This window comes from Amycolatopsis bartoniae (assembly GCF_014191255.1).
GTDB lineage: Bacteria > Actinomycetota > Actinomycetes > Mycobacteriales > Pseudonocardiaceae > Amycolatopsis_E > Amycolatopsis_E bartoniae.
Window position 1 is genome coordinate 2,312,207 of the sequence record NZ_JACHWH010000001.1, and the last position, 18,528, is coordinate 2,330,734.

Annotated in this window: 12 protein-coding genes; 3 read left to right on the top strand and 9 right to left on the bottom strand. The window is 71.2% G+C overall.

Features of this window, described 5'->3' with window-relative positions; translation table 11 throughout:
• The first annotated feature begins 63 nt into the window (after positions 1-63).
• Positions 64-1,701 carry a hypothetical protein gene (locus FHX82_RS10900; protein WP_183176551.1) on the top strand — a complete coding sequence of 546 codons (1,638 nt, stop codon included), beginning with the start codon at positions 64-66 and terminating at the stop codon, positions 1,699-1,701.
• 212 nt (positions 1,702-1,913) lie between these two features.
• On the opposite strand, the gene FHX82_RS10905 is transcribed toward FHX82_RS10900, so the two are convergent.
• The 5 genes from FHX82_RS10905 to topA all read right to left on the bottom strand — a co-directional run bounded on the left by FHX82_RS10905 (position 1,914) and on the right by topA (position 10,149).
• A complete protein-coding gene (locus FHX82_RS10905) occupies positions 1,914-3,104 on the bottom strand; it encodes a DNA polymerase III subunit delta' (RefSeq protein ID WP_145935794.1) in 1,191 nt (396 codons plus the stop codon).
• A gap of 553 nt (positions 3,105-3,657) precedes the next feature.
• The gene (locus FHX82_RS10910; RefSeq protein ID WP_229881259.1) at positions 3,658-5,727 is read right to left on the bottom strand and encodes a bifunctional MFS transporter/dTMP kinase; all 2,070 of its coding nucleotides are present in this window, start codon (positions 5,725-5,727) and stop codon (positions 3,658-3,660) included.
• 151 nt (positions 5,728-5,878) lie between these two features.
• Complete coding sequence (locus FHX82_RS10915) at positions 5,879-6,427, bottom strand: hypothetical protein (protein WP_145935796.1); 549 nt, start codon at positions 6,425-6,427, stop codon at positions 5,879-5,881.
• 129 nt (positions 6,428-6,556) lie between these two features.
• A complete protein-coding gene (locus FHX82_RS10920) occupies positions 6,557-7,339 on the bottom strand; it encodes an ESX secretion-associated protein EspG (RefSeq protein WP_145935797.1) in 783 nt (260 codons plus the stop codon).
• A gap of 56 nt (positions 7,340-7,395) precedes the next feature.
• Complete coding sequence (topA, locus tag FHX82_RS10925; protein ID WP_145935798.1) at positions 7,396-10,149, bottom strand: type I DNA topoisomerase; 2,754 nt, start codon at positions 10,147-10,149, stop codon at positions 7,396-7,398.
• Positions 10,150-10,379: 230 nt separating this feature from the next.
• Here topA and FHX82_RS10930 point away from each other — a divergent pair, with 230 nt between their 5' ends.
• On the top strand, positions 10,380-11,219 hold the full coding sequence (locus tag FHX82_RS10930; protein WP_145935799.1) for a trypsin-like serine peptidase: 840 nt from the start codon (positions 10,380-10,382) through the stop codon (positions 11,217-11,219).
• Here FHX82_RS10930 and FHX82_RS10935 read toward each other — a convergent pair.
• From FHX82_RS10935 to FHX82_RS10945, 3 genes are all read right to left on the bottom strand, one after another.
• The gene (locus tag FHX82_RS10935) at positions 11,188-11,775 is read right to left on the bottom strand and encodes a hypothetical protein (protein ID WP_145935800.1); all 588 of its coding nucleotides are present in this window, start codon (positions 11,773-11,775) and stop codon (positions 11,188-11,190) included. The two genes, FHX82_RS10930 and FHX82_RS10935, sit on opposite strands and share 32 nt — an antisense overlap.
• 55 nt (positions 11,776-11,830) lie before the next feature.
• Positions 11,831-12,427, bottom strand: a complete 597-nt coding sequence (locus tag FHX82_RS10940) for a hypothetical protein (protein ID WP_229881261.1) — start codon at positions 12,425-12,427, stop codon at positions 11,831-11,833.
• A gap of 134 nt (positions 12,428-12,561) precedes the next feature.
• Positions 12,562-14,853, bottom strand: a complete 2,292-nt coding sequence (locus FHX82_RS10945) for a sodium-translocating pyrophosphatase (protein WP_145935802.1) — start codon at positions 14,851-14,853, stop codon at positions 12,562-12,564.
• A gap of 230 nt (positions 14,854-15,083) precedes the next feature.
• Here FHX82_RS10945 and FHX82_RS10950 point away from each other — a divergent pair, with 230 nt between their 5' ends.
• Positions 15,084-17,861: a DNA 3'-5' helicase SftH gene (locus FHX82_RS10950; protein WP_183176597.1), complete on the top strand. Its 2,778-nt coding sequence runs from the start codon at positions 15,084-15,086 to the stop codon at positions 17,859-17,861.
• Here FHX82_RS10950 and FHX82_RS10955 read toward each other — a convergent pair.
• Entirely contained in the window at positions 17,831-18,454 is a 624-nt protein-coding gene (locus FHX82_RS10955; protein ID WP_145935803.1) for a bifunctional DNA primase/polymerase, read from the bottom strand. The genes FHX82_RS10950 and FHX82_RS10955 overlap by 31 nt on opposite strands.
• Positions 18,455-18,528: the final 74 nt, after the last annotated feature.

Consider the following 18,528-nt stretch of genomic DNA (forward strand, 5'->3'; position numbering starts at 1 on the left):
TTAGGCTTCCCGACGCCGGTCACAGCCACCGGTCCCAGCCGTTCTCCTGGAGGACTTCCCGCGATGCGTCGACGCCTGAACCGCGTCCTGGCCCTGCCGGTGAGCGCCACGTTCCTCGTGCTCGCCGCCACCCCGGCCATGGCGGACAGCACCATCCCGACGACGCCCATCCCCCAGCCGGCCAACCCCTCGCAGGCGCCGATCTCCGCGCCGCAGGGGCCGCAGCCGCTGGGGCACGCCGTCGGTGACGCCGCGGCCGCCCTCGGGGTGCTGCGCCTGCTCCCCAACGCCGTCGACACCACCACGATCCTGCCCGGCTACGGCGAGCAGCTGCCGAAGCAGTCGGCGCTCGAAGCCGGGCTGGGCCTGTCCAGCGCGCAGGCGAACTCGGAGTCGTACCTCAGCTACGAGCGCGCCATCGCCCAGTCGTCCCCGGTGGGGCTGGCCGTCGCGGGCAACGCGCCGCAGGCACCTGGCGCCCTCGCGCAGACGGCGCTGCCGGACAACGAGAAGGGCATCAGCGGCGGGCTGAACCTCCCGGAGAACCCGCTGCTCAACCTGAACCTGCTGAACGGGAACGTGCACGCCCGCTGGAGTGACACCCTCGGGCCGTGCGTCGGCACGATCGCCGACGCCAGCACGTCCGTCGCGAGCATGTCGCTGCTGAACGTCATCCCGTCGCTGCCGAACCTGCCGCTGAGCGGGCTGACCAACCTGCCGGCGCTGGCCCAGGGCTTCGACGCGACGAAGGGGCTGCAGTCGCTCGGCGGGCTGCTGACGGGTGGCGGCCAGACGGCGGCCGACGGCACGGGCTCGCTGCTGAGCCTGCCGAACACGCTGTCGTCGCGGTCGGTGGTGCAGCTGGTCGACCTGCCGAACTCCAAGAACAAGGCGGTCCAGTCGGTCTCCACGCTGCAGGCCGCGGACATCGAGATCCTCAAGGGCACCCCGCTGGAGCTGTCGCTGAAGGTCGCCAGCCAGCCGACGCTCAAGGTCACCTCGACGGGTGACAAGGCGACGTCGAAGGTCGAGTACACGGCGCCCGTGATCACCATCCAGCGCGGTGACCAGGTGCTGTACACGCTCGACGCGCAGCACCCGACGAAGGACATCCCGATCGGCCTGCCGCTGGAGCAGCTGTCGAAGCAGCTCGGGCCGGTGGAGGACCTGCCCGTGGTCGGCGGTCTGGTCGCCACCGCCACGAAGGGCCTGCAGAGCGTCTCGGACACCACCGGGAACGTGCTGGACCTGGGCGTGCTGCGGTTGAGCATCGGTGAGCTGAACCAGAACGGGCAGAACCTGACCACCCCGTTCGCGGGTTACCAGCTGGGTGCGTCGGCGCGGATGCTGGACCTGCAGGTGCTGCCGACGACCGCGTTGAAGAGCCTGCTGCCCGCCGGTCAGGCGGACTCGCTGCCGTCGTCGCTGGCGCAGCTGGCGCTCGGCGAGCAGATCGGCCGCGCGTACACCCCGACGAACGGCGTCGTGTGCGGCAGCACCAACCCGGTGACGCCGGTCGGCAACCCGGCGCCGGGCGTGCCGACGAAGCTGGCCTACACGGCGGGCGCGTACTCGGCGGTGCCGCTGTTCTGGACCGGCACGGGCATGCTGCTGCTGGGCGTGGTCCTCGTGGCGGCGATCCCGAACCGCCGCCGCAAGCCGGCGGTGGTCAAGCCCTCGCCACGCCCCCGCTCGGAGTGAGGTTCTCCGCGCCACGGCCGAGGGTGGGCCGTGGCGCGGGGTCTTCCGCGGGGTTTTCGGGAGCCCGCGGCGTGGTGGCGCTTGAGCGTCGCAAGTTGCCGCGCACGGCGGCTTAGATGACGCGTAGCCCTGATCGGCAAGGCGCCATCAGGCGTGGCGCTGTTGCTGGAGTCTTCCGGCCGCCGCGGCGTGAACGGCCTTCGCAGAAGCCGTCAGCCGTGGCGTAGGGCGGTCACCATTGCTTCCACGGCGATCCTCGGCTTGACGTTCCACAGGATCGCCTCCCGGCACGCGAGGACGGCTTCCAAGCGCCGCAACGTCGACTCCGGGGTCCAGGAGCGGGCGGCCTCCGCGGCGTCCCTGGCGTAGTCCGGGTGGTTGAGCACCGCGGTGGCGCCGCTGGCCGTGACCAGCACGTCGCGGTAGAAGCCGGCCAGGTCCACCAGCGCGAGGTCCAGCGTGTCGCGTTGGGTGCGGGTCGCGCGGGACTTCTGGCGCTTCTCCAGCGCCTTCACCGCCGCCTCGGCTGCCCGCTTCGCGCCGGCCACGCCCTTGCCCGTGGCGTCGCCGCCCATCGCGTTGCGCAGCTCGGCCTTCTCGCTTTCGTCGCGGGCCTTGCTCTCCTCGCTCGCGTCGCCCTCGGCGGCGGCGATCAGCTCGTCCGCGCAGGCGAACACGTCTGCCGGGCGCTTGAGGCCCAGCGGGATCCGCAGGACCGTCTCCCGGCGCTTGCGGGACTGCTCGTCCGTCGCCAGGCGCCGGGCCCGGCCCACGTGACCGCCGCACACCGCCGCGGCCCAGTTCGCCAGTTCGGGGTCCGCGCCGTCCCGTTCCACCAGCACCTGCGCGATCGCCTCGCGGGGCGGGGTGCGGAGGTTGACCAGGCGGCACCGGGACCGGATGGTGACCGAGACGTCCTCGGGGTGGTCCGACGGCGCGCACAGCAGGAAGACAGTCCGGTCCGGCGGCTCCTCCACGGCCTTGAGCAGGGCGTTCGAGGCGCCTTCGGTGAGCCGGTCCGCGTCCTCGATGATGACGACCTGCCAGTGTCCGGTGCTCGGGCGGCGGGCCGCGGCCTGGACGAGAGCGCGCATCTCGGCGACCGAGATCGACAGGCCCTCGGGCACGACCAGCCGGACGTCGGCGTGGGTGCCGTGCAGCGCCGTGCGGCAGCCGGTGCACTCCCCGCAGCCGGTGCCGGTGATGCACTGCAACGCGGCGGCGAACGTCCGCGCGGCGACGGAACGACCCGAGCCCGGCGGCCCGGTGAGCAGCCAGGCGTGCGTCATGGCCCCGGCGGGCACCCGCTCCCCGGCGACGATCTTGGCGGCCGCGGCCGCCGCGGAGGACAGGAGCTCGACCGCCGGCTCCTGCCCGACGAGCTGAGACCAGACCGATCCCACTAAGCCTCCACCGCGATCCTCGAACTTCCCCCAGCCACCGGGCGACCGGTCACGCGGCGGCCATCGCAGGCCAGGCCACCGCGCACGACGGCGCGACCGCCAATGGCTCCGCGGCCACCGGGCACGCGTTCACGACCATCGGTCACGCCGCCGCCACGCCCGCGATCCTCGACCGCCCTGCGGCCGCCACCAGCCACGCGTTTGCCAGCGGTCACGCCGCTGCCATCGCGGGCAAGGCCGCCACGCACGACGCGACCGCCAACGGCTTTGCGACCACCGGCCACGCCAGCGCCACTGATCCCGCGTCCGCAGCCCTCGACCGCCCTGCGGCCGCCACCGGCCACGCCACCGCCAGAGGCCACGCCGCTATCATCGCAGGCCAGGCCACCGCGCACGACGGCGCGACCGCCAACGGCTTTGCGACCACTGGCCACGCCAGCGCCACTGATCCCGCGTCCGCGGCCCTCGACCGGCCCGCAGCCGCCACCAGCCGCGCCACCGCTGCCGAAAGAACCTCCGCGGCGGAACCTCGCCGCGCCACGGCTGCCTCCCGTCATGCGTCCACGGCCTCGATCGGGGCCAGGCCCGAGCGGCGGCCCACCAATACCGCTCGCACGGCCGTGCGCACGCGGTCGGACACCTCGTCCTCCGAGCCGTCGCCGTCGACCACCACGTAGTGGTCCGGGTCGGCGGCCGCCATCTCGCTCAGCAGGTTCTGCACCCGCCACTGGTCCTCGATCGAGATCGGCCCCGGCGAGCCGTTGACCGGGGTGGCGTCGAGCAGCACCGTCACGTCCGGGCGCAGCCGGCCCGTCGCCCAGTCCGCCAGGCCCTCCAGCTCCTTCGCGTCCAGCCCGGCGATCGCCGAGAGGTGCGCGAGCGGGGAGTCCACGAACCGCTCCATCACCACGATCGACCCGTCGTCCAACGCAGGCTGCACGTCCCGCTCGACGATGTCCGCCCGCACCGCGGCCGCCGCCAGCGCCCGCGCGCGGCCGCCCGACAGTGATGCACCGGTGACCAGCTGCGCGAGCCGTTCGTCGTCCAGCGCCGGGTCGGTCGCGAGCACGACCGGCCGCGGGCTCGCCGAGCGCAGCCAGTCGACGAGCTTCGACGCCTGGCTCGCCGTGTCGGCGGCCGTGGTGCCCTCCAGCGCGATGAGCAGGCCGTTCGCCCGGCGCGGGCGACGACGGATGACGTTGCGCAGGTCCGACATGATCGTCTCGGCGCGACGCGAGTCCATCTGCCGGTACGCGATGATGCCGACGATCGCCGCCAGGATCCCGCCACCCAGCATCACCGGCCGGGTGCCGTCGATGATGATCGGATGGCCCCACGCCTGCACCGTGCGCGGCTTGGTCAGGCCGATCAGCAGCGGCACGATCGCGGTGGAGCCGAACACGATGATCTTCATCATCGACTGGTAGATCGCGTTGATCCGGCCCCGGATCGCGTCGTCCACCTGCGAACCGATGATCGTGACGCCGGTCAGGAACGCCGCCCCGGCGCACGCACCGACGACCGCGACCGCCACCAGCGACACCGCCAGGTGGGGCGACATCGCGACCAGGATCAGCGCCAGCCCCGCCACCACGATGGAGATGCCGAACAGCCTGTCGTGCGGCAGCCGCCGCGCGAGCTTCGGCGCCCCGCCCATCCCGGTGGCGAGCCCGATGAACACCGCCACCAGCAGCAGGCCCCACGCCGCGTCCCCGGCGAGCAGGCTCGACGAGTACGGCTTGGCCGAGCCGACCACCGCACCGCCCGCAGCGAACGCACCCGCCGCGCCGATCAGCAGCCCGCGCACGAGCGGCGTGCTGCGGATGAACTTGGCACCGTCACGGACCAGGCTCATCAGCCCGCCCGAAGACTCCGACGTCGGCTTGGGTGCGACCGCGACCGGCGTGTGCACGTTCCGCCGGGACAGCTCCGGAATCCGGGTGATGATCAGGATCGCGCTGGTCAGGTACAGCAGCCCGATCAGCACGACGATGATCTTCGCGAACCCGAGGTCACCGAACAGGTCCGGCGGCAGGTGCAGCGTCGGCCCGATCCCGGTGATCACCGTGTAGATGCCACCCGCGGACAGCACGGCCAGCCCGTACGTCATCACCATGCCGAGCTGGTTCGCCGTCTCCACCTGGTCCGGCCTGCGCAGCAGGTTCGGCACCGCGGCGTCCTTCGACGGGATCCACATCATCGCGCTGGCACTGGCCAGGAAGTTCGCGATGTACAGCCACCAGCCGGTGCCGACGAACGCGATCGACACGATGAACCCGCACCGCAGCAGGTCGGCCACGAACATGACCTTGCGCCGGTCGAACCGGTCGGCGAGCAACCCGCCGAGCGGCGCGAAGATCAGCCCGGGCAACAACGCGGACAGCAGCACGCCGGTGAACGCGAAGTTCTGCGCCGTGTAGTTCTGCGTCAGCTTCGTGGCCAGGCTCGTGACCCCCAGGATCGTGAGCCAGTCCGCCACACTGCACAGGTACGTGACCCCCCACAGCCGCCGGAACGGCCTGATCGCCAGCACCCTGCGGGCACGGTAGATCGTGGAACTGTCCCGACCAGCCGGCGCTTCCGCGTCGGCTTTCGTCTGCACGCCCTCGCTGATCCGACCCACCCCACTCGGTTCCCCTGTGGTGCCGGTGAGTGTTGCAGGCATGAGCCACCGCGTCACCGGACCGGTGTGGTCAGGGTAGCTCCGTCGGGTGGAGCACGGCCGCTGCGGGCCGGTGAGTGCCTCCGTAGCGGCTCGTGCGTCGGCGAAGCACCTAGTCGAACAGCCCGGAGATGCTGCTGATGAGTGTGGTCAGGAACTCGATCGCCACCACCGCGAAGATGATCATAAGGAGGACCGCCACGATCATCGCCGTGGACCCGTTGGAGGGACGAGCCCTGCGGAGGTTGCCGCGCGGCGGCAGCAGCCCGCCGCGGGACAGCCCCATCCGCGGCAGGCCCATCCGCGGCATGCGCAGCTGCGGTCGCCTGCCGGACAGCAGCCCGGGCCGGGTGCGCTGGCGGGGCAGGATGCCCAGCGGCTGCGCGGGCGGGATCGGCTGCGCCGGGCCTGCCGGAGGCACCTGGCCGAACTGCGGCAGCTGGTCGCCGGGAGAGTCCGAGTGCCGTCCCTCGGCCATCGCGGCGTCGACCAGGTCGCGGACCGCCGCCGGATCCGGCCGCACCGGCGAGGCGACCTTGGTCATCTTGAACTCGTCGTGGTCGTCGGCGTCGTTCAGCGAGCCGGACAACGCGTCGCCGAACGGCACCGGCGGCAGCCCGCTCTGGGTGCCGTCGCCGAACTCGTCGTTCCTGGCAGGCATGACTGCTCCCTGTCCTCGGTTGGCCTACGCACTGGTGTCCCTCGCAGACTTCCCGTCCAGGGTAGTGGTCATTCCGCCAACAGCACTGGCCCAACCGGGTAAGGACAAGATCACGCAGGGCGAGCACGATCAACCACACGCCGGCTCCAGGTGCGCCCGCACCGAATGCCGGATCCAGTGCCCGAAGTGCTCTCGCGTCGCCGGAGCGAAGTAGAGGACCCAGCCGCCGGGAGCGAGCGCCGTCAGCACCAGGTGGCGGCCGAGGTCGGTGTCGAGCAGGACGACCGCACCCCGTGGGTGCTCGGCCAGGATCTTGCCGTCGATGGTCAGGTCGAACACCGCCGTGCCGGACCGCGGCCGCGCCGCGAGCGCCCGCAGCTGGGCCACCTCCGCCGCGTACTCCGGCGAGACCCGGCCCAGCGGATCCGCCGGAATCCGGACGATGCCGCCCGTGGCCGCCGGGCGCTTCGGCAGCCGCGCCACCACCCTGTCGGCCAGCCGCGCCGCCGCGCCCGTGCCGAGCTCGACCCTGCCGCCGCTGTACTCCAGCACGGTGCCCGTCTCACGGTCGCCGAAGAAGTGCAGCCGCAGCGGGGCCAAGCGGTCGGCGAACACTCCGGTGACCGCGCCGCGCACCTGCCCCTGGCGCAGCGACCGGAAGATCGCCACGGCCTTCGGCGTCAGCTCGCCGTCGCGCGACAGGCCCAGCGGCCCCAGCACGGCGTGCCACCGCGTCTGCCGCTCGGCCTCCTCGACCACGCCCGCCGCCGGCGGGCCCATCGGCTGCTCCGGGTCACCGTCGGGGTCGTAGTAGGTCAACACGGACAGCCGGCGGGGGACGGCCCGCGTGAGGGGCCGGACCACCTCGTCGACCAGCTCGAACACTGTCGGAACCTCGGTTGCGTCGGTCATGGCCGTAAGTCTGCACCGAGGCACCGACAATTTTCGTCGAACGCCTGTTCGGACCCCTACTTCTTCGCGGCGGCGGCCTTCTTGCGCACGGGAGCCTTCCGCTTGGGCGCCGGGCCCTTCGCGCGCTTCTCCGCCAGCAGCTCGGCCGCCCGCTCCGGAGTCAGCTCCTCGATGCTGTCGGCCTTGCGCAGGGTCGCGTTGAACTCCCCATCGGTCACATACGGACCGAACCGGCCGTCCTTGACCACCATCGGCTTGCCCGACACCGGGTCGTTGCCCAGCTCCTTGAGCGGCGGCTTCGCCGCGCCCTGCCGACCGCGGCGCTTCGGCTCCGAGTAGATCTTCAGCGCCTCTTCCAGCGTGACCGTGAAGAGCTGGTCCTCGGTCTCGAGCGAGCGCGAGTCCGTGCCCTTCTTCAGGTACGGCCCGTAGCGCCCGTTCTGAGCCGTGATCTCGTCCCCGGACTCCGGGTCCTTGCCCACGACGCGCGGCAGCGACAGCAGTTTCAGCGCGTCCTCCAGCGTCACGGTCTCGATGTCCATGGACTTGAACAACGACGCCGTGCGCGGCTTCGGCTTCTTCGCCTTGCTGGTCTTCTTCCCGTCGGCAGGTTCCTCCGGCTCAGGCAGGACCTCGGTGACGTACGGGCCGAAGCGGCCCTCCTTCGCCACGATCTCGTGCCCGGACACCGGGTCCGTGCCCAGTGAGCGGCCCTCCTGCGGCGTCGCGAACAGCTTCTCCGCGATCTCCGCCGTCAGCTCGTCCGGCGGCAGGTCCTCGGGCAGGTTCGCGCGTTGCGACTTGCCGTCGACCTCGCGCTCCAGGTACGGCCCGTAGCGCCCGACGCGCACGTACACCGGGCGGCCGGCGTCGTCGTCGAACAGCGGGATCGAGTTGATCTCCCGCGCGTCGATGTCCTCGACGCCCGTACCGACCATCCGCTTCAGCCCGCCGAGCCGCCCGATCGAGCCGTCGACGCCCTGGTCACCGCCGAAGTAGAACCGCGACAGCCAGCGCGTGCGCTGCTCGTCCCCGGACGCGATGCGGTCGAGCTCGTCCTCCATCGCCGCGGTGAAGTCGTAGTCCACCAGTCGCTCGAAGTGCCGCTCCAGCAGCCCGACGACGGCGAACGCGACCCACGACGGGACCAGCGCGGAACCCTTCTTCCACACGTAGCCGCGGTCCTGGATCGTGTTGATGATCGACGCGTACGTCGACGGGCGGCCGATGCCCAGCTCCTCCAGCTTGCTGACCAGACTCGGCTCGCTGTAGCGCGGCGGCGGCGAGGTGTTGTGGCCGTCCGGCGTCAGGTCGGCCGCCGTGAGGCCCTGGTCCTTCGTCAGCTGCGGCAGGCGGCTCTGCTTGTCGTCGGCATCGCCACCGGCCTCGGTGTCGACGGCCTCGACGTACGCCTTCAGGAAGCCGGGGAACGTGATGGTGCGGCCTGACGCGGCGAACACGCACTCCTCGCCCGTACTCGCGGTGCCCGCGATCCGGACCGACATCGTCGTGCCCCTGGCGTCGTTCATCTGCGACGCGATCGTGCGCTGCCAGATCATCTCGTAGAGCCGGAACTCGTCGGACTCCAGCTCGCCCGCGACCTGGCCCGGAGTGCGGAAGACCTCGCCCGCGGGCCGGATGGCCTCGTGCGCCTCCTGCGAGTTCTTGACCTTGCGCGTGTACTGGCGCGGGCTCGGCGACACGTACTCCGAGCCGTACAGGTTCGTCGCCTGGCTGCGGGCGGCGTTGATCGCCGTCTCCGACAGCTGCGTCGAGTCCGTACGCATGTAGGTGATGTAGCCGTTCTCGTACAGCCGCTGGGCGATGCGCATCGTCCGCTCCGACGAGAACCGCAGCTTGCGGCCCGCCTCCTGCTGCAGCGTGGACGTCATGAACGGCGCGTACGGGCGCCGCGTGTACGGCTTCTCCTCGACGCTCGCGACCGTGAAGTCCCGGCCCCGCAGCCCCTCGGCCAGGCGCGTGGCCCCGGCCTCGTCGAGCACGCGGACGTCCTTCGCCGACGCTTTGAGCCGCCCGTCGGGCCCGAAGTCCTTGCCCGTGGCCAGGCGCGCGCCCTCGACGGAGATCAGTCGCGCCGGGAAGTTGCGCGGCGAGGCGTCCTCGCCGGCGTCCATCGTCGCGCCGATGTCCCAGTACGACGCCGAGGTGAAGCGCATCCGCTCGCGCTCGCGCTCCACGATGATCCGGGTCGCCACCGACTGCACGCGGCCCGCCGACAGCTTCGGCATGACCTTCTTCCACAGCACCGGCGAGACCTCGTAGCCGTACAGCCGGTCGAGGATGCGGCGGGTTTCCTGCGCGTCGACGAGGTCGGCGTCCAGGTCACGGGTGTCGGCCGCGGCGGCGCGGATGGCCTGCTCGGTGACCTCGTGGAACACCATGCGCCGCACCGGCACCTTGGGCTTGAGCGTCTCCAGCAGGTGCCAGGCGATGGCCTCGCCCTCGCGGTCGGGGTCGGTGGCGAGGTAGAGCTCGTCGGCGTCCTTGAGCAGGCTCTTGAGCTCGGTGACCTTGGCCTTCTTGTCCGGGCTCACCACGTAGAGGGGCTCGAAGTCGTGGTCGACGTCGACGCCGAGCCGCGCCCACGCCTCCCCCTTGTACTTGGCCGGCACGTCCGCCGCGCCACGGGGCAGGTCGCGGATGTGCCCGACCGACGACTCGACGACGTACCCGCGGCCCAGGTAGGGAGCGATCTTGCGGGCCTTGGTGGGCGACTCGACGATCACGAGCCGCCGACGGCCCGAGCCGTTGGTCGTCTCGGTGTCGGTCTTCTTCGTCCGTGTTGCCACGCTGTCCGCTCTCCACTCGTCCCCGTCGCCGTTCCGCGACGCTGTATCAACCCGCCAGTGTGCACGCTGCGGGCCGGTTGTGTCCGCTCAGGTGGCGGAACACGCCGCCGTTCGTGTGTCCAGCCCATCGACTGCGCCCCGGGCGGCGTTTCTTTTCCACACCTAGCACGTGACGCGCGCCACGTACGCCGCGGGGTCGTTGGGTGACCGTTCCACTACGCTGCGGCGTCATGGTTCGTCGCGTACTCCTGGTCCTGTCCGTGCTGGTCCTCGCCCTGTCCGCGGTGCCGGCGTCGGCCGCGCCCGCTCCCGGTTACACGGGGATCGTCAAGCTGAGCAACTGTTCGGGCGCGCTCGTCCGGACCGCCTACTCGCGGGACACCGACCCCGCGCTCGTGCTCACCAACGGGCACTGCGACGAAGCGGGCGAACCCGGCCCGGGTGACGTCGTGCTGGACCGCGCCACCCGCCGCACCATGCAACTGCTGGGCGCCGACGGCGACCAGATCGCGACGCTGCGCTCGACGAAGCTCGTCTACGGCACGATGACCGATACCGATGTTGCGCTCTACCAGCTCGACACGTCCTACGAGCGACTCGCCCGCGTCGGCGGGAAGGCGCTCACGCTCGCCGCGACGCCCGCCGAACCCGGAACCCGCATCAGCGTCGTCTCCGGCTACTTCCGGCGGACCTGGACCTGCTCGGTCGAGCGGGTGCTGTACTCGCTGCGCGAGGCGGACTGGACCTGGAAGAACTCGATCCGCTACACGCCCGAGTGCGACACGATCCACGGCACATCCGGCTCACCGGTCGTCGACCAGGCCAGCGGCGAGGTGGTCGGCGTCAACAACACCGGCAACGACGACGGTTATTCCTGCACGCTCAACAACCCGTGTGAGGTGGACGAGCAGGGCAACGTGACCGTGCTCGAAGGCCGCGCCTACGCGCAGCAGACCTACCTCCTCGTGCCGTGCCTCGGGCCGGCGAGCGAGATCGTGCTGGACCAGCCGGACTGCCGCCTGCCGCGACCCGCCGCACTCATGCCGCCGTCTCAGGCACCGGCGGCCTGAACCCGGGCCACACCTCCACGGCGGCGGGCGGCGGCACGCCGATGAGCTCCTCCAACGTCGCGAGCCGCCGCTTGCCCGTCACCCGCACGGCCGGACCTCCCGCGCGCGGACCGACGAACTGGGCGGGCAGCCCGAGCTGGCGGCAGGCGTCGGCCAGCTGCTCCGCCTCGCAGTCGACGCCGAGCAGGTAGTGGTTGCCGTTCGGCTGCCCGGCGGCGAGCGCCCACAGCCGCAGGGCACCGCCGGTGAGCCGGAAACCGTCGGGCGGTTGCTTGCCCTCGTCCGCGAGCCACGCGTTGGCGAGGTGGATCAGGTCGACGCGGAACGCCGTACGCACGAGCGGCCCGTCCTCGCCGCGCAGCACGTCCGCGTGCACGCCCCGGCACACGAACTCGGCGGCCAGCGCCTTCGCCCGCCACGGCTCGGCCACCGGCACGGACAGCCGGGCGGCGGTGCGCCCGAAGCTCACGATCTGCCCCTGCCCGCAGAGGACCCCGGCCAGGTCCGCGAGCCGCGGCCCGCTCGCCTCGGCGGAGAAGAACGAGAGCTGATCCACGGCGAACAGGGTAGAACATCCGTTCGATTCCGCGCGAGTCCTCGATGGAGGAAAGTTACTCCGTGGTCCGCGCGGTCAGCTGCCGGCAGACCGGCGCGTGGGCGACCGCCGTGCGCAGATCCGGGACCGCGTCGAGACCGGACAGCAGGTCCAGCTTCGACACCTCGTCGAGCGGGCCCCGCGCCTCGCCGAGGGTCTCCTGGTCGATCGTCGGGTCGTCGCCCGCGGCGTCGAGGCGCTGCTTCGCGTCGGCAGCGCGGGTGCGGACGCCGGTCAGATCGGTGACGGTCTGTGCACGCACGGTGTCGCCCTCGGGCAGCGGCGCCGGGCGCAGCGCCCGCAGGCCTTCGACGGCGTGGTCGAGCCCGCCGATCATCGAGCCCAGTAGGTCACTGGAGGTCTCCACGGCGCGGCGAGGAGTGCTGGGATCGACCGTCGGCATCGTCGCGAGATTGTCCACAAGGGACCCGACGGCGACGCAGTAGTCGTTGGCCCACTGAGTGATCGCGTCCTGCCGCTGCACATCGCGCTGGGAGAGACCGGGTCCGCCCGGCTGCAGCGCGTCCGATTCGGCCGGTGGGCGCCCGCATCCGGCCAGGCCGACGCAGAGACCCGTGAGTATCGCCAGGGAACCGATCTTCCCGGGTCGCACGCGAACACCTCCCGACAACGCGGACTTCTCTCGACGGTACCGACCCGGTCGCTCTGCGCAAACCCTGCCCCCGGTGGCCGGGAACGAGACGGGCCCGCCACACAGCACGTGTGACGGGCCCGCTGCGTTCGAACTCAGGCGGTCTTCGCAGGCTCCTGCGTCTCCGCCGGGGTGTCCGAGATAGCCGTGCTGCGCCGCTTGGACACGACGACCGCCACCACGATGACGGCCAGCGCGACCAGCGAGATCGCCAGCCGGACGCCTAACGACGCGTCCGGGCCCACCGAGAACTGGACGATGGCGGGCGCGATCAGCACCGAGACCAGGTTCATCACCTTGATCAGCGGGTTGATCGCCGGGCCGGCGGTGTCCTTGAACGGGTCACCGACCGTGTCACCGATCACAGTCGCGGCGTGGGCCTCGGAGCCCTTGCCGCCGTGGTTGCCGTCCTCGACGAGCTTCTTCGCGTTGTCCCACGCGCCACCGGAGTTGGCGAGGAAGATCGCCATCAGCGTGCCGGTGGCGATCGCACCGGCCAGGTAACCGGCCAGCGCGCCGGTGCCGAGGCCGAAGCCGACGGCGATCGGGGCGAACACCGCGAGCAGACCCGGCGTGGCCAGCTCCCGCAGCGAGTCACGGGTGACGATGTCGACCACCCGGCCGTACTCGGGCCGCGTGGTGCCCTCCATGATCCCGGCGATCTCCCGGAACTGGCGGCGCACCTCGTACACCACCGCGCCCGCGGCTCGGGACACGGCGTTCACCGCGAGACCGGAGAACATGAACACCACCGCGGCACCGACCATCACGCCGACCAGCGTGTTCGGGCTGACGATCGTGTCGATGAACGACTTCACGCCCGTGGCGTCGGTGCCGATGGTGGCCAGCGCCTTGCCGATCGAGTCCTGGTAGGAACCGAACAACGCGGTCGCGGCGAGTACCGCGGTCGCGATCGCGATGCCCTTGGTGATCGCCTTGGTGGTGTTGCCGACCGCGTCCAGCTCGGTCAGCGTCTGCGCGGCCTGCTCGTCAACGTCACCGGACATCTCGGCGATGCCCTGCGCGTTGTCCGAGACCGGGCCGAAGGTGTCCATCGCGACGATGACGCCGACGGTGGTCAGCAGGCCGGTGCCCGCCAGCGCCACCGCGAACAGCGCGATGGCGCCACCGAGCAGGTAGGCCCCGAACACCGCGGCACCGATGACGATCGCGGTGTAGACGGCCGACTCGAAGCCCACCGAGATACCGGACAGGATGACCGTCGCCGCACCCGTCTCCGAGGTCTTGCCGACGTTCTTCACCGGGCCGTGCTCGGTGCCGGTGTAGTAGCCGGTCAGCTGGAGGATCAGGCCGGCCAGCACGATGCCGATGAGCACCGCGACGAACGCGATGAGTGCCGGGTTGCCCGCGTTCGCGTACTGGGCGCCGAAGTCCGCGAAGGACGTCGGCAGGAACACGAACGACGCCACCGCGCACAGCACCAGCGAGATCAACGCGGAGATGTAGAAGGAGCGGTTGATCGTCTTCAGGCCGCCCTCGTTCACGCGGGCGCGGGTGATGTAGACGCCGATGACCGCGGTGACGACGCCGATGGCGGGCACGATCAGCGGGAAGATCAGGCCGTCCGCGCCGAACGCGGTGCTGCCCAGGATCAGCGCGGCGACCAGGGTCACCGCGTAGGACTCGAACAGGTCGGCCGCCATACCGGCGCAGTCACCCACGTTGTCACCGACGTTGTCGGCGATGGTCGCGGCGTTGCGCGGGTCGTCCTCGGGGATGTTCTGCTCGACCTTGCCGACCAGGTCCGCCCCGACGTCCGCGGCCTTCGTGAAGATGCCGCCGCCGACACGCATGAACATCGCGATCAGGGCGGCACCGAAACCGAAGCCCTCCAGCACCTTCGGCGCCTGGCCCGCGTACGCGAGCACGACGACCGCGGCACCGAACAGGCCGAGCCCGACGGTGAACATCCCGACGGAGCCACCGGTGCGGAAGGCGATCCGCATCGCCTTCTCGCGGCCGCCCTGTTCGCGCGACGCCGCCGCGACCCGCAGGTTCGCCCTCGTCGCCAGCCACATACCGGTGTAGCCGATGAGGAAGGAGAAGACCGCGCCGACGAGGAAGAAGATGGAGCGGCCGATGCGCTCCTTCCAGTCGTCCGCCGGAAGCGCGAAGAGCAGCAGGAACACGATCACGCCGAAGATCGAGAGCGTGTTGCGCTGCCGCTTGAGGTAAGCGGCCGCCCCTTCCTGCACCGCTTTGGCGATGTCCTGCATCTTGGCGGTGCCCTGGCCGGTGGCCAGCACCTCCTTGAGCAGCATCCAGCCGATGAGCAGCGCGATAAGGGCGACCACGGCGACCACGGCGACAATGCCGTAGTCACCCCCGGAGAGCTCCAAGCCCTCCGCGAGGAATTGCCGGGACATCCGTCCTCCTGGAAACGTCGCCTAGCACCAACGACGGCGTCACTGCGGACAGCACTGCCGACGCTGGCATGGGATGTACACCACAAGTGGTGTCGGTTTGCCGGAGTGTATTGGTAAGGCTTCGGCCACGGTCAGGGCGTCCCGCAATGAACACTCTCCGTGCATGTGAGTCTGCTCACTGTTCATGATCATTTCGCGACTTCGCGGGGCTGTCGTACACGTGTGCGATCCTGGAAGGCGTGGCAGAAATCGAGCGCGCTCGGCGGCTGCTGCGCCGGGTCAGGGCGGGCATCCCCGAGTCGGCGGACCCGGTCACGCACGTGGCCGAGCAGCCGGCCAGGGCTGCCCGTTGCGTCGAGTGGCCTTCGTGGGCCGACGCGGATGTGGTCGCCGCGCTGCGCAAGTCCGGCGTGCACGAGCCGTGGGCACATCAGATCGAGGCGGCATCGCTCGCGCACGAGGGCCGCAACGTCGTCATCTCCACCGGTACGGCGTCGGGGAAGTCGCTGGCCTACCAGCTGCCCGTGCTGTCCGACCTGCTGGCGGACGAGAAGGCGTGCGCGCTGTACTTGTCGCCGACGAAGGCGCTGGGGGCGGACCAGCTGCGGTCCGTGTCGGAGCTGGAGATCGACGGCGTGCGGGCGGCGTCGTACGACGGGGACACGCCGATGGCGGAGCGGGACTGGGTCCGCGCACACGCCCGGTGGGTCTTCACGAACCCGGACATGCTGCACCGGGGGATCCTCGCTTCGCACGCCCGGTGGGCGCGGCTGTTCCGGAAGCTGTCGTACGTGGTCGTCGACGAGTGTCACGGGTACCGCGGGGTGTTCGGCTCGCACGTGGCGTTGTTGTTGCGGCGGCTGCAGCGGGTGGCCCGGTACTACGGGTCTTCGCCGGTGTTCGTGCTCGCGTCGGCGACGACGGCTTCGCCGGCGGAGTTCGCGTCGCGGCTGATCGGGCAGGAGTGCTCGGCGGTGGTGGAGGACGCCTCGCCGAGGGGCGCGCGGACGGTCGCGTTGTGGGAGCCGCCGCTGCTGGAGGACTTTTCCGGGGAGAACGGGGCGCCGGTGCGCCGGTCGGCGGGCGCGGAGGCGGGCCGGATCCTGGCGGAGCTGGTGATCGAAGGCGCGCGAACGCTGGCTTTCGTGCGCTCGCGGCGCGGCGCGGAGCTGACGGCGCTGGGAGCGCGGCGGCTTCTGTCCGAAGTGGACCCTGCGCTGGCGGAGCAGGTGGCGGCCTACCGCGCGGGGTTCCTGCCGGAGGAGCGCCGGAAGCTGGAGCGGGCGTTGTTGTCCGGTGAGCTGCTCGGTGTCGCGACGACGAACGCGCTGGAGCTCGGGGTCGACATCGCGGGGCTGGATGCGGTGGTGCTGGCGGGTTATCCGGGCACACTGGCGTCGTTCTGGCAGCAGGCGGGCCGTGCGGGCCGGTCGGGCGACGAGGCATTGGTGGTGTTCGTGGCGCGGGACGATCCGCTCGACACCTACCTCGTGCACCACCCCGCGGCGATCCTGGAGCGGCCGGTCGAGACGGCGGTGCTCGACCCGGCGAACCCGTACGTGCTGGCGCCGCAGCTGGCGTGTGCCGCGGCGGAGCTGCCCCTGACGACGAAGGAGCTGGACGCGTTCGGCGGCGAGGCGGCGCGCTCGGTGCTGGACGCGTTGGTGGCGGACAAGCTGCTGAGGAGGCGTCCGAGCGGCTGGTACTGGACTTCGCGGGACAGGCCGCAGTACGAGGTGGACATCCGCGGCTCCGGTGGGGACCAGATCGCGGTGGTGGAGGCGGACACGTCGCGCCTGCTGGGCACGGTCGACCCGGGCTCGGCGTGCACGACCGTTCATCCGGGCGCGGTGTACCTGCACCAGGGTTCGTCGTACGTGGTGGCAGAGCTGGACCTCGAAGCCGGGGTGGCGCTCGTGCACGCGGAAGACCCGGAGTGGACGACGTCCGCCCGCGAAGTGGCGGACATCAGCGTGCTGACGGTGCAGGAACGCGTCGACTACGACGGCGTGACGGTGTGTCTGGGCGATGTGGCCGTGACGTCGCAGGTGGTGGGCTACCTGCGACGACGTCCGTCGGGCGAGATCCTGGACCAGGTGCCGCTCGACCTGCCGGCGCAGCGTCTGGAGACCAGGGCCGTCTGGTACACGATCTCGGATGAGCTCCTGTCGGCAGTGCCGGACGCCGCTGGACACCCTGACGACACGGCTTCCGGCGATGCTGCTGAGGTGCCCGGCGATGCTGCTGGGGTGCCCGGCGACGGCAGAACTTTCGGCGACGCCAGCGGCCGGCCCGGCGAGGACGGGGCTTCCGGCCACGCCGTCGAACGGCCCGGCGGCACGCTCCCTGATGCTGCTGGGACAGCTGCGGCTTCCCAGCCACCCGCTGCTCCAGCAGCTTCGCAGCTCCCTACCTCGGGAGCTGCCCAGCCATCCGCCACGGCGGCCCCTGGGCCATCCGCCACGGGAGCTACTGGTCTGCCCGCGTCGGGAGCCTCCCGACTCCCCGCGTCAGGCAAGGCGCCAGAAAGCGCTTTCTCGCCGAACGGCACCGTGAGAAGTGGCAGGACGCCGGGGGGCGCTGGGCTGGTGCCCGCGCGCATCCCCGGCGCCCTGCATGCCGCCGAGCACGCGGCGATCGGCCTGCTACCGCTTTTCGCTACGTGCGACCGCTGGGACATCGGCGGGGTGTCGACCGCTTTGCACGCTGACACCGGGGAGGCGACGGTGTTCGTGCATGATGGCCATCCCGGAGGCGCGGGATTCGCCGATCGCGGTTTTGCCGCTCTGGTCCCTTGGCTGGTCGCTACGCGGGAGGCCATCGTCTCCTGCGAGTGCCCGGCGGGATGCCCGTCCTGTGTGCAGTCACCGAAGTGCGGGAACGGCAACGACCCACTGGACAAGGCGGGGGCGGTGGCCGTACTGGACACCGTGCTCGGGGCGGTTCAGCACGGGATCCGGCGCGACCACGTCGTGGTTCAGGCCGCGGACGCCGCCGCGACGAGCTGACTGCGGTCGGCGCCCACGTTCTGGTCGAGAGCGCGGGTGAGGACCGAGTGCACGACGTCGGCTTCCGGCAGTCGCCAGCCCCACACGTCCGGCTTGACGCGCCAGTGCACCACGCCGTGCTGGAACGGGGTCGGCGGCAACGGGACCCAGCTGCCTTCGCCGTGCCAGCGAACCTCGCCGCTGGTGGCGAGCTTCTCGGGCAGGTTGTCGGCCACGGTGGTCAGGAACAGCCAACGGCCGTCCGGGGTCGCCACGATCGGCGCGGGGTGCCCGGTGGCGCGAAGCAGGCGCGCGGCGCGCTTGCCCAGCTCGACATCGACCTCGACGGCGTCCACGACCTTGCCCGTCGCAACCAGAAGGCTGTACGGGTTGCCGCTCCACCACTGGGCGATCTCGTGGGGGTCGACGGTGAGCCGGTCGGCCCAGTCGTGGTGCACCGGCACCGGTCCCGACCACGCTTCGGTACCGGCTTCGGTCGCCGGAAACGTGCCGGGCAGCACCGGCCACCCGTGCCAGGCGAGACCGATCGCCTCGGCACGCAGCTCGATGCGGAACGCGCCCCGCCAGCTATCCGACCAATCCGTGTCCAACATGCGTAAACAACTCCTCGTTCGTTCCACCGCCCCGCGGTGGCTTTCTGATTTCAATAAACGGCAAATTGCAGAGT

Coding starts and splice junctions, on each gene's coding strand:
- FHX82_RS10920 (WP_145935797.1), bottom strand. CDS start 7,339: ATGACCGACGCAACCGAGGTTCCGACAGTGTTCGAGCTGGTCGACGAG.
- FHX82_RS10900 (WP_183176551.1), top strand. CDS start 64: ATGCGTCGACGCCTGAACCGCGTCCTGGCCCTGCCGGTGAGCGCCACG.
- FHX82_RS10955 (WP_145935803.1), bottom strand. CDS start 18,454: ATGTTGGACACGGATTGGTCGGATAGCTGGCGGGGCGCGTTCCGCATC.
- FHX82_RS10915 (WP_145935796.1), bottom strand. CDS start 6,427: ATGCCTGCCAGGAACGACGAGTTCGGCGACGGCACCCAGAGCGGGCTG.
- FHX82_RS10930 (WP_145935799.1), top strand. CDS start 10,380: ATGGTTCGTCGCGTACTCCTGGTCCTGTCCGTGCTGGTCCTCGCCCTG.
- FHX82_RS10945 (WP_145935802.1), bottom strand. CDS start 14,853: ATGTCCCGGCAATTCCTCGCGGAGGGCTTGGAGCTCTCCGGGGGTGAC.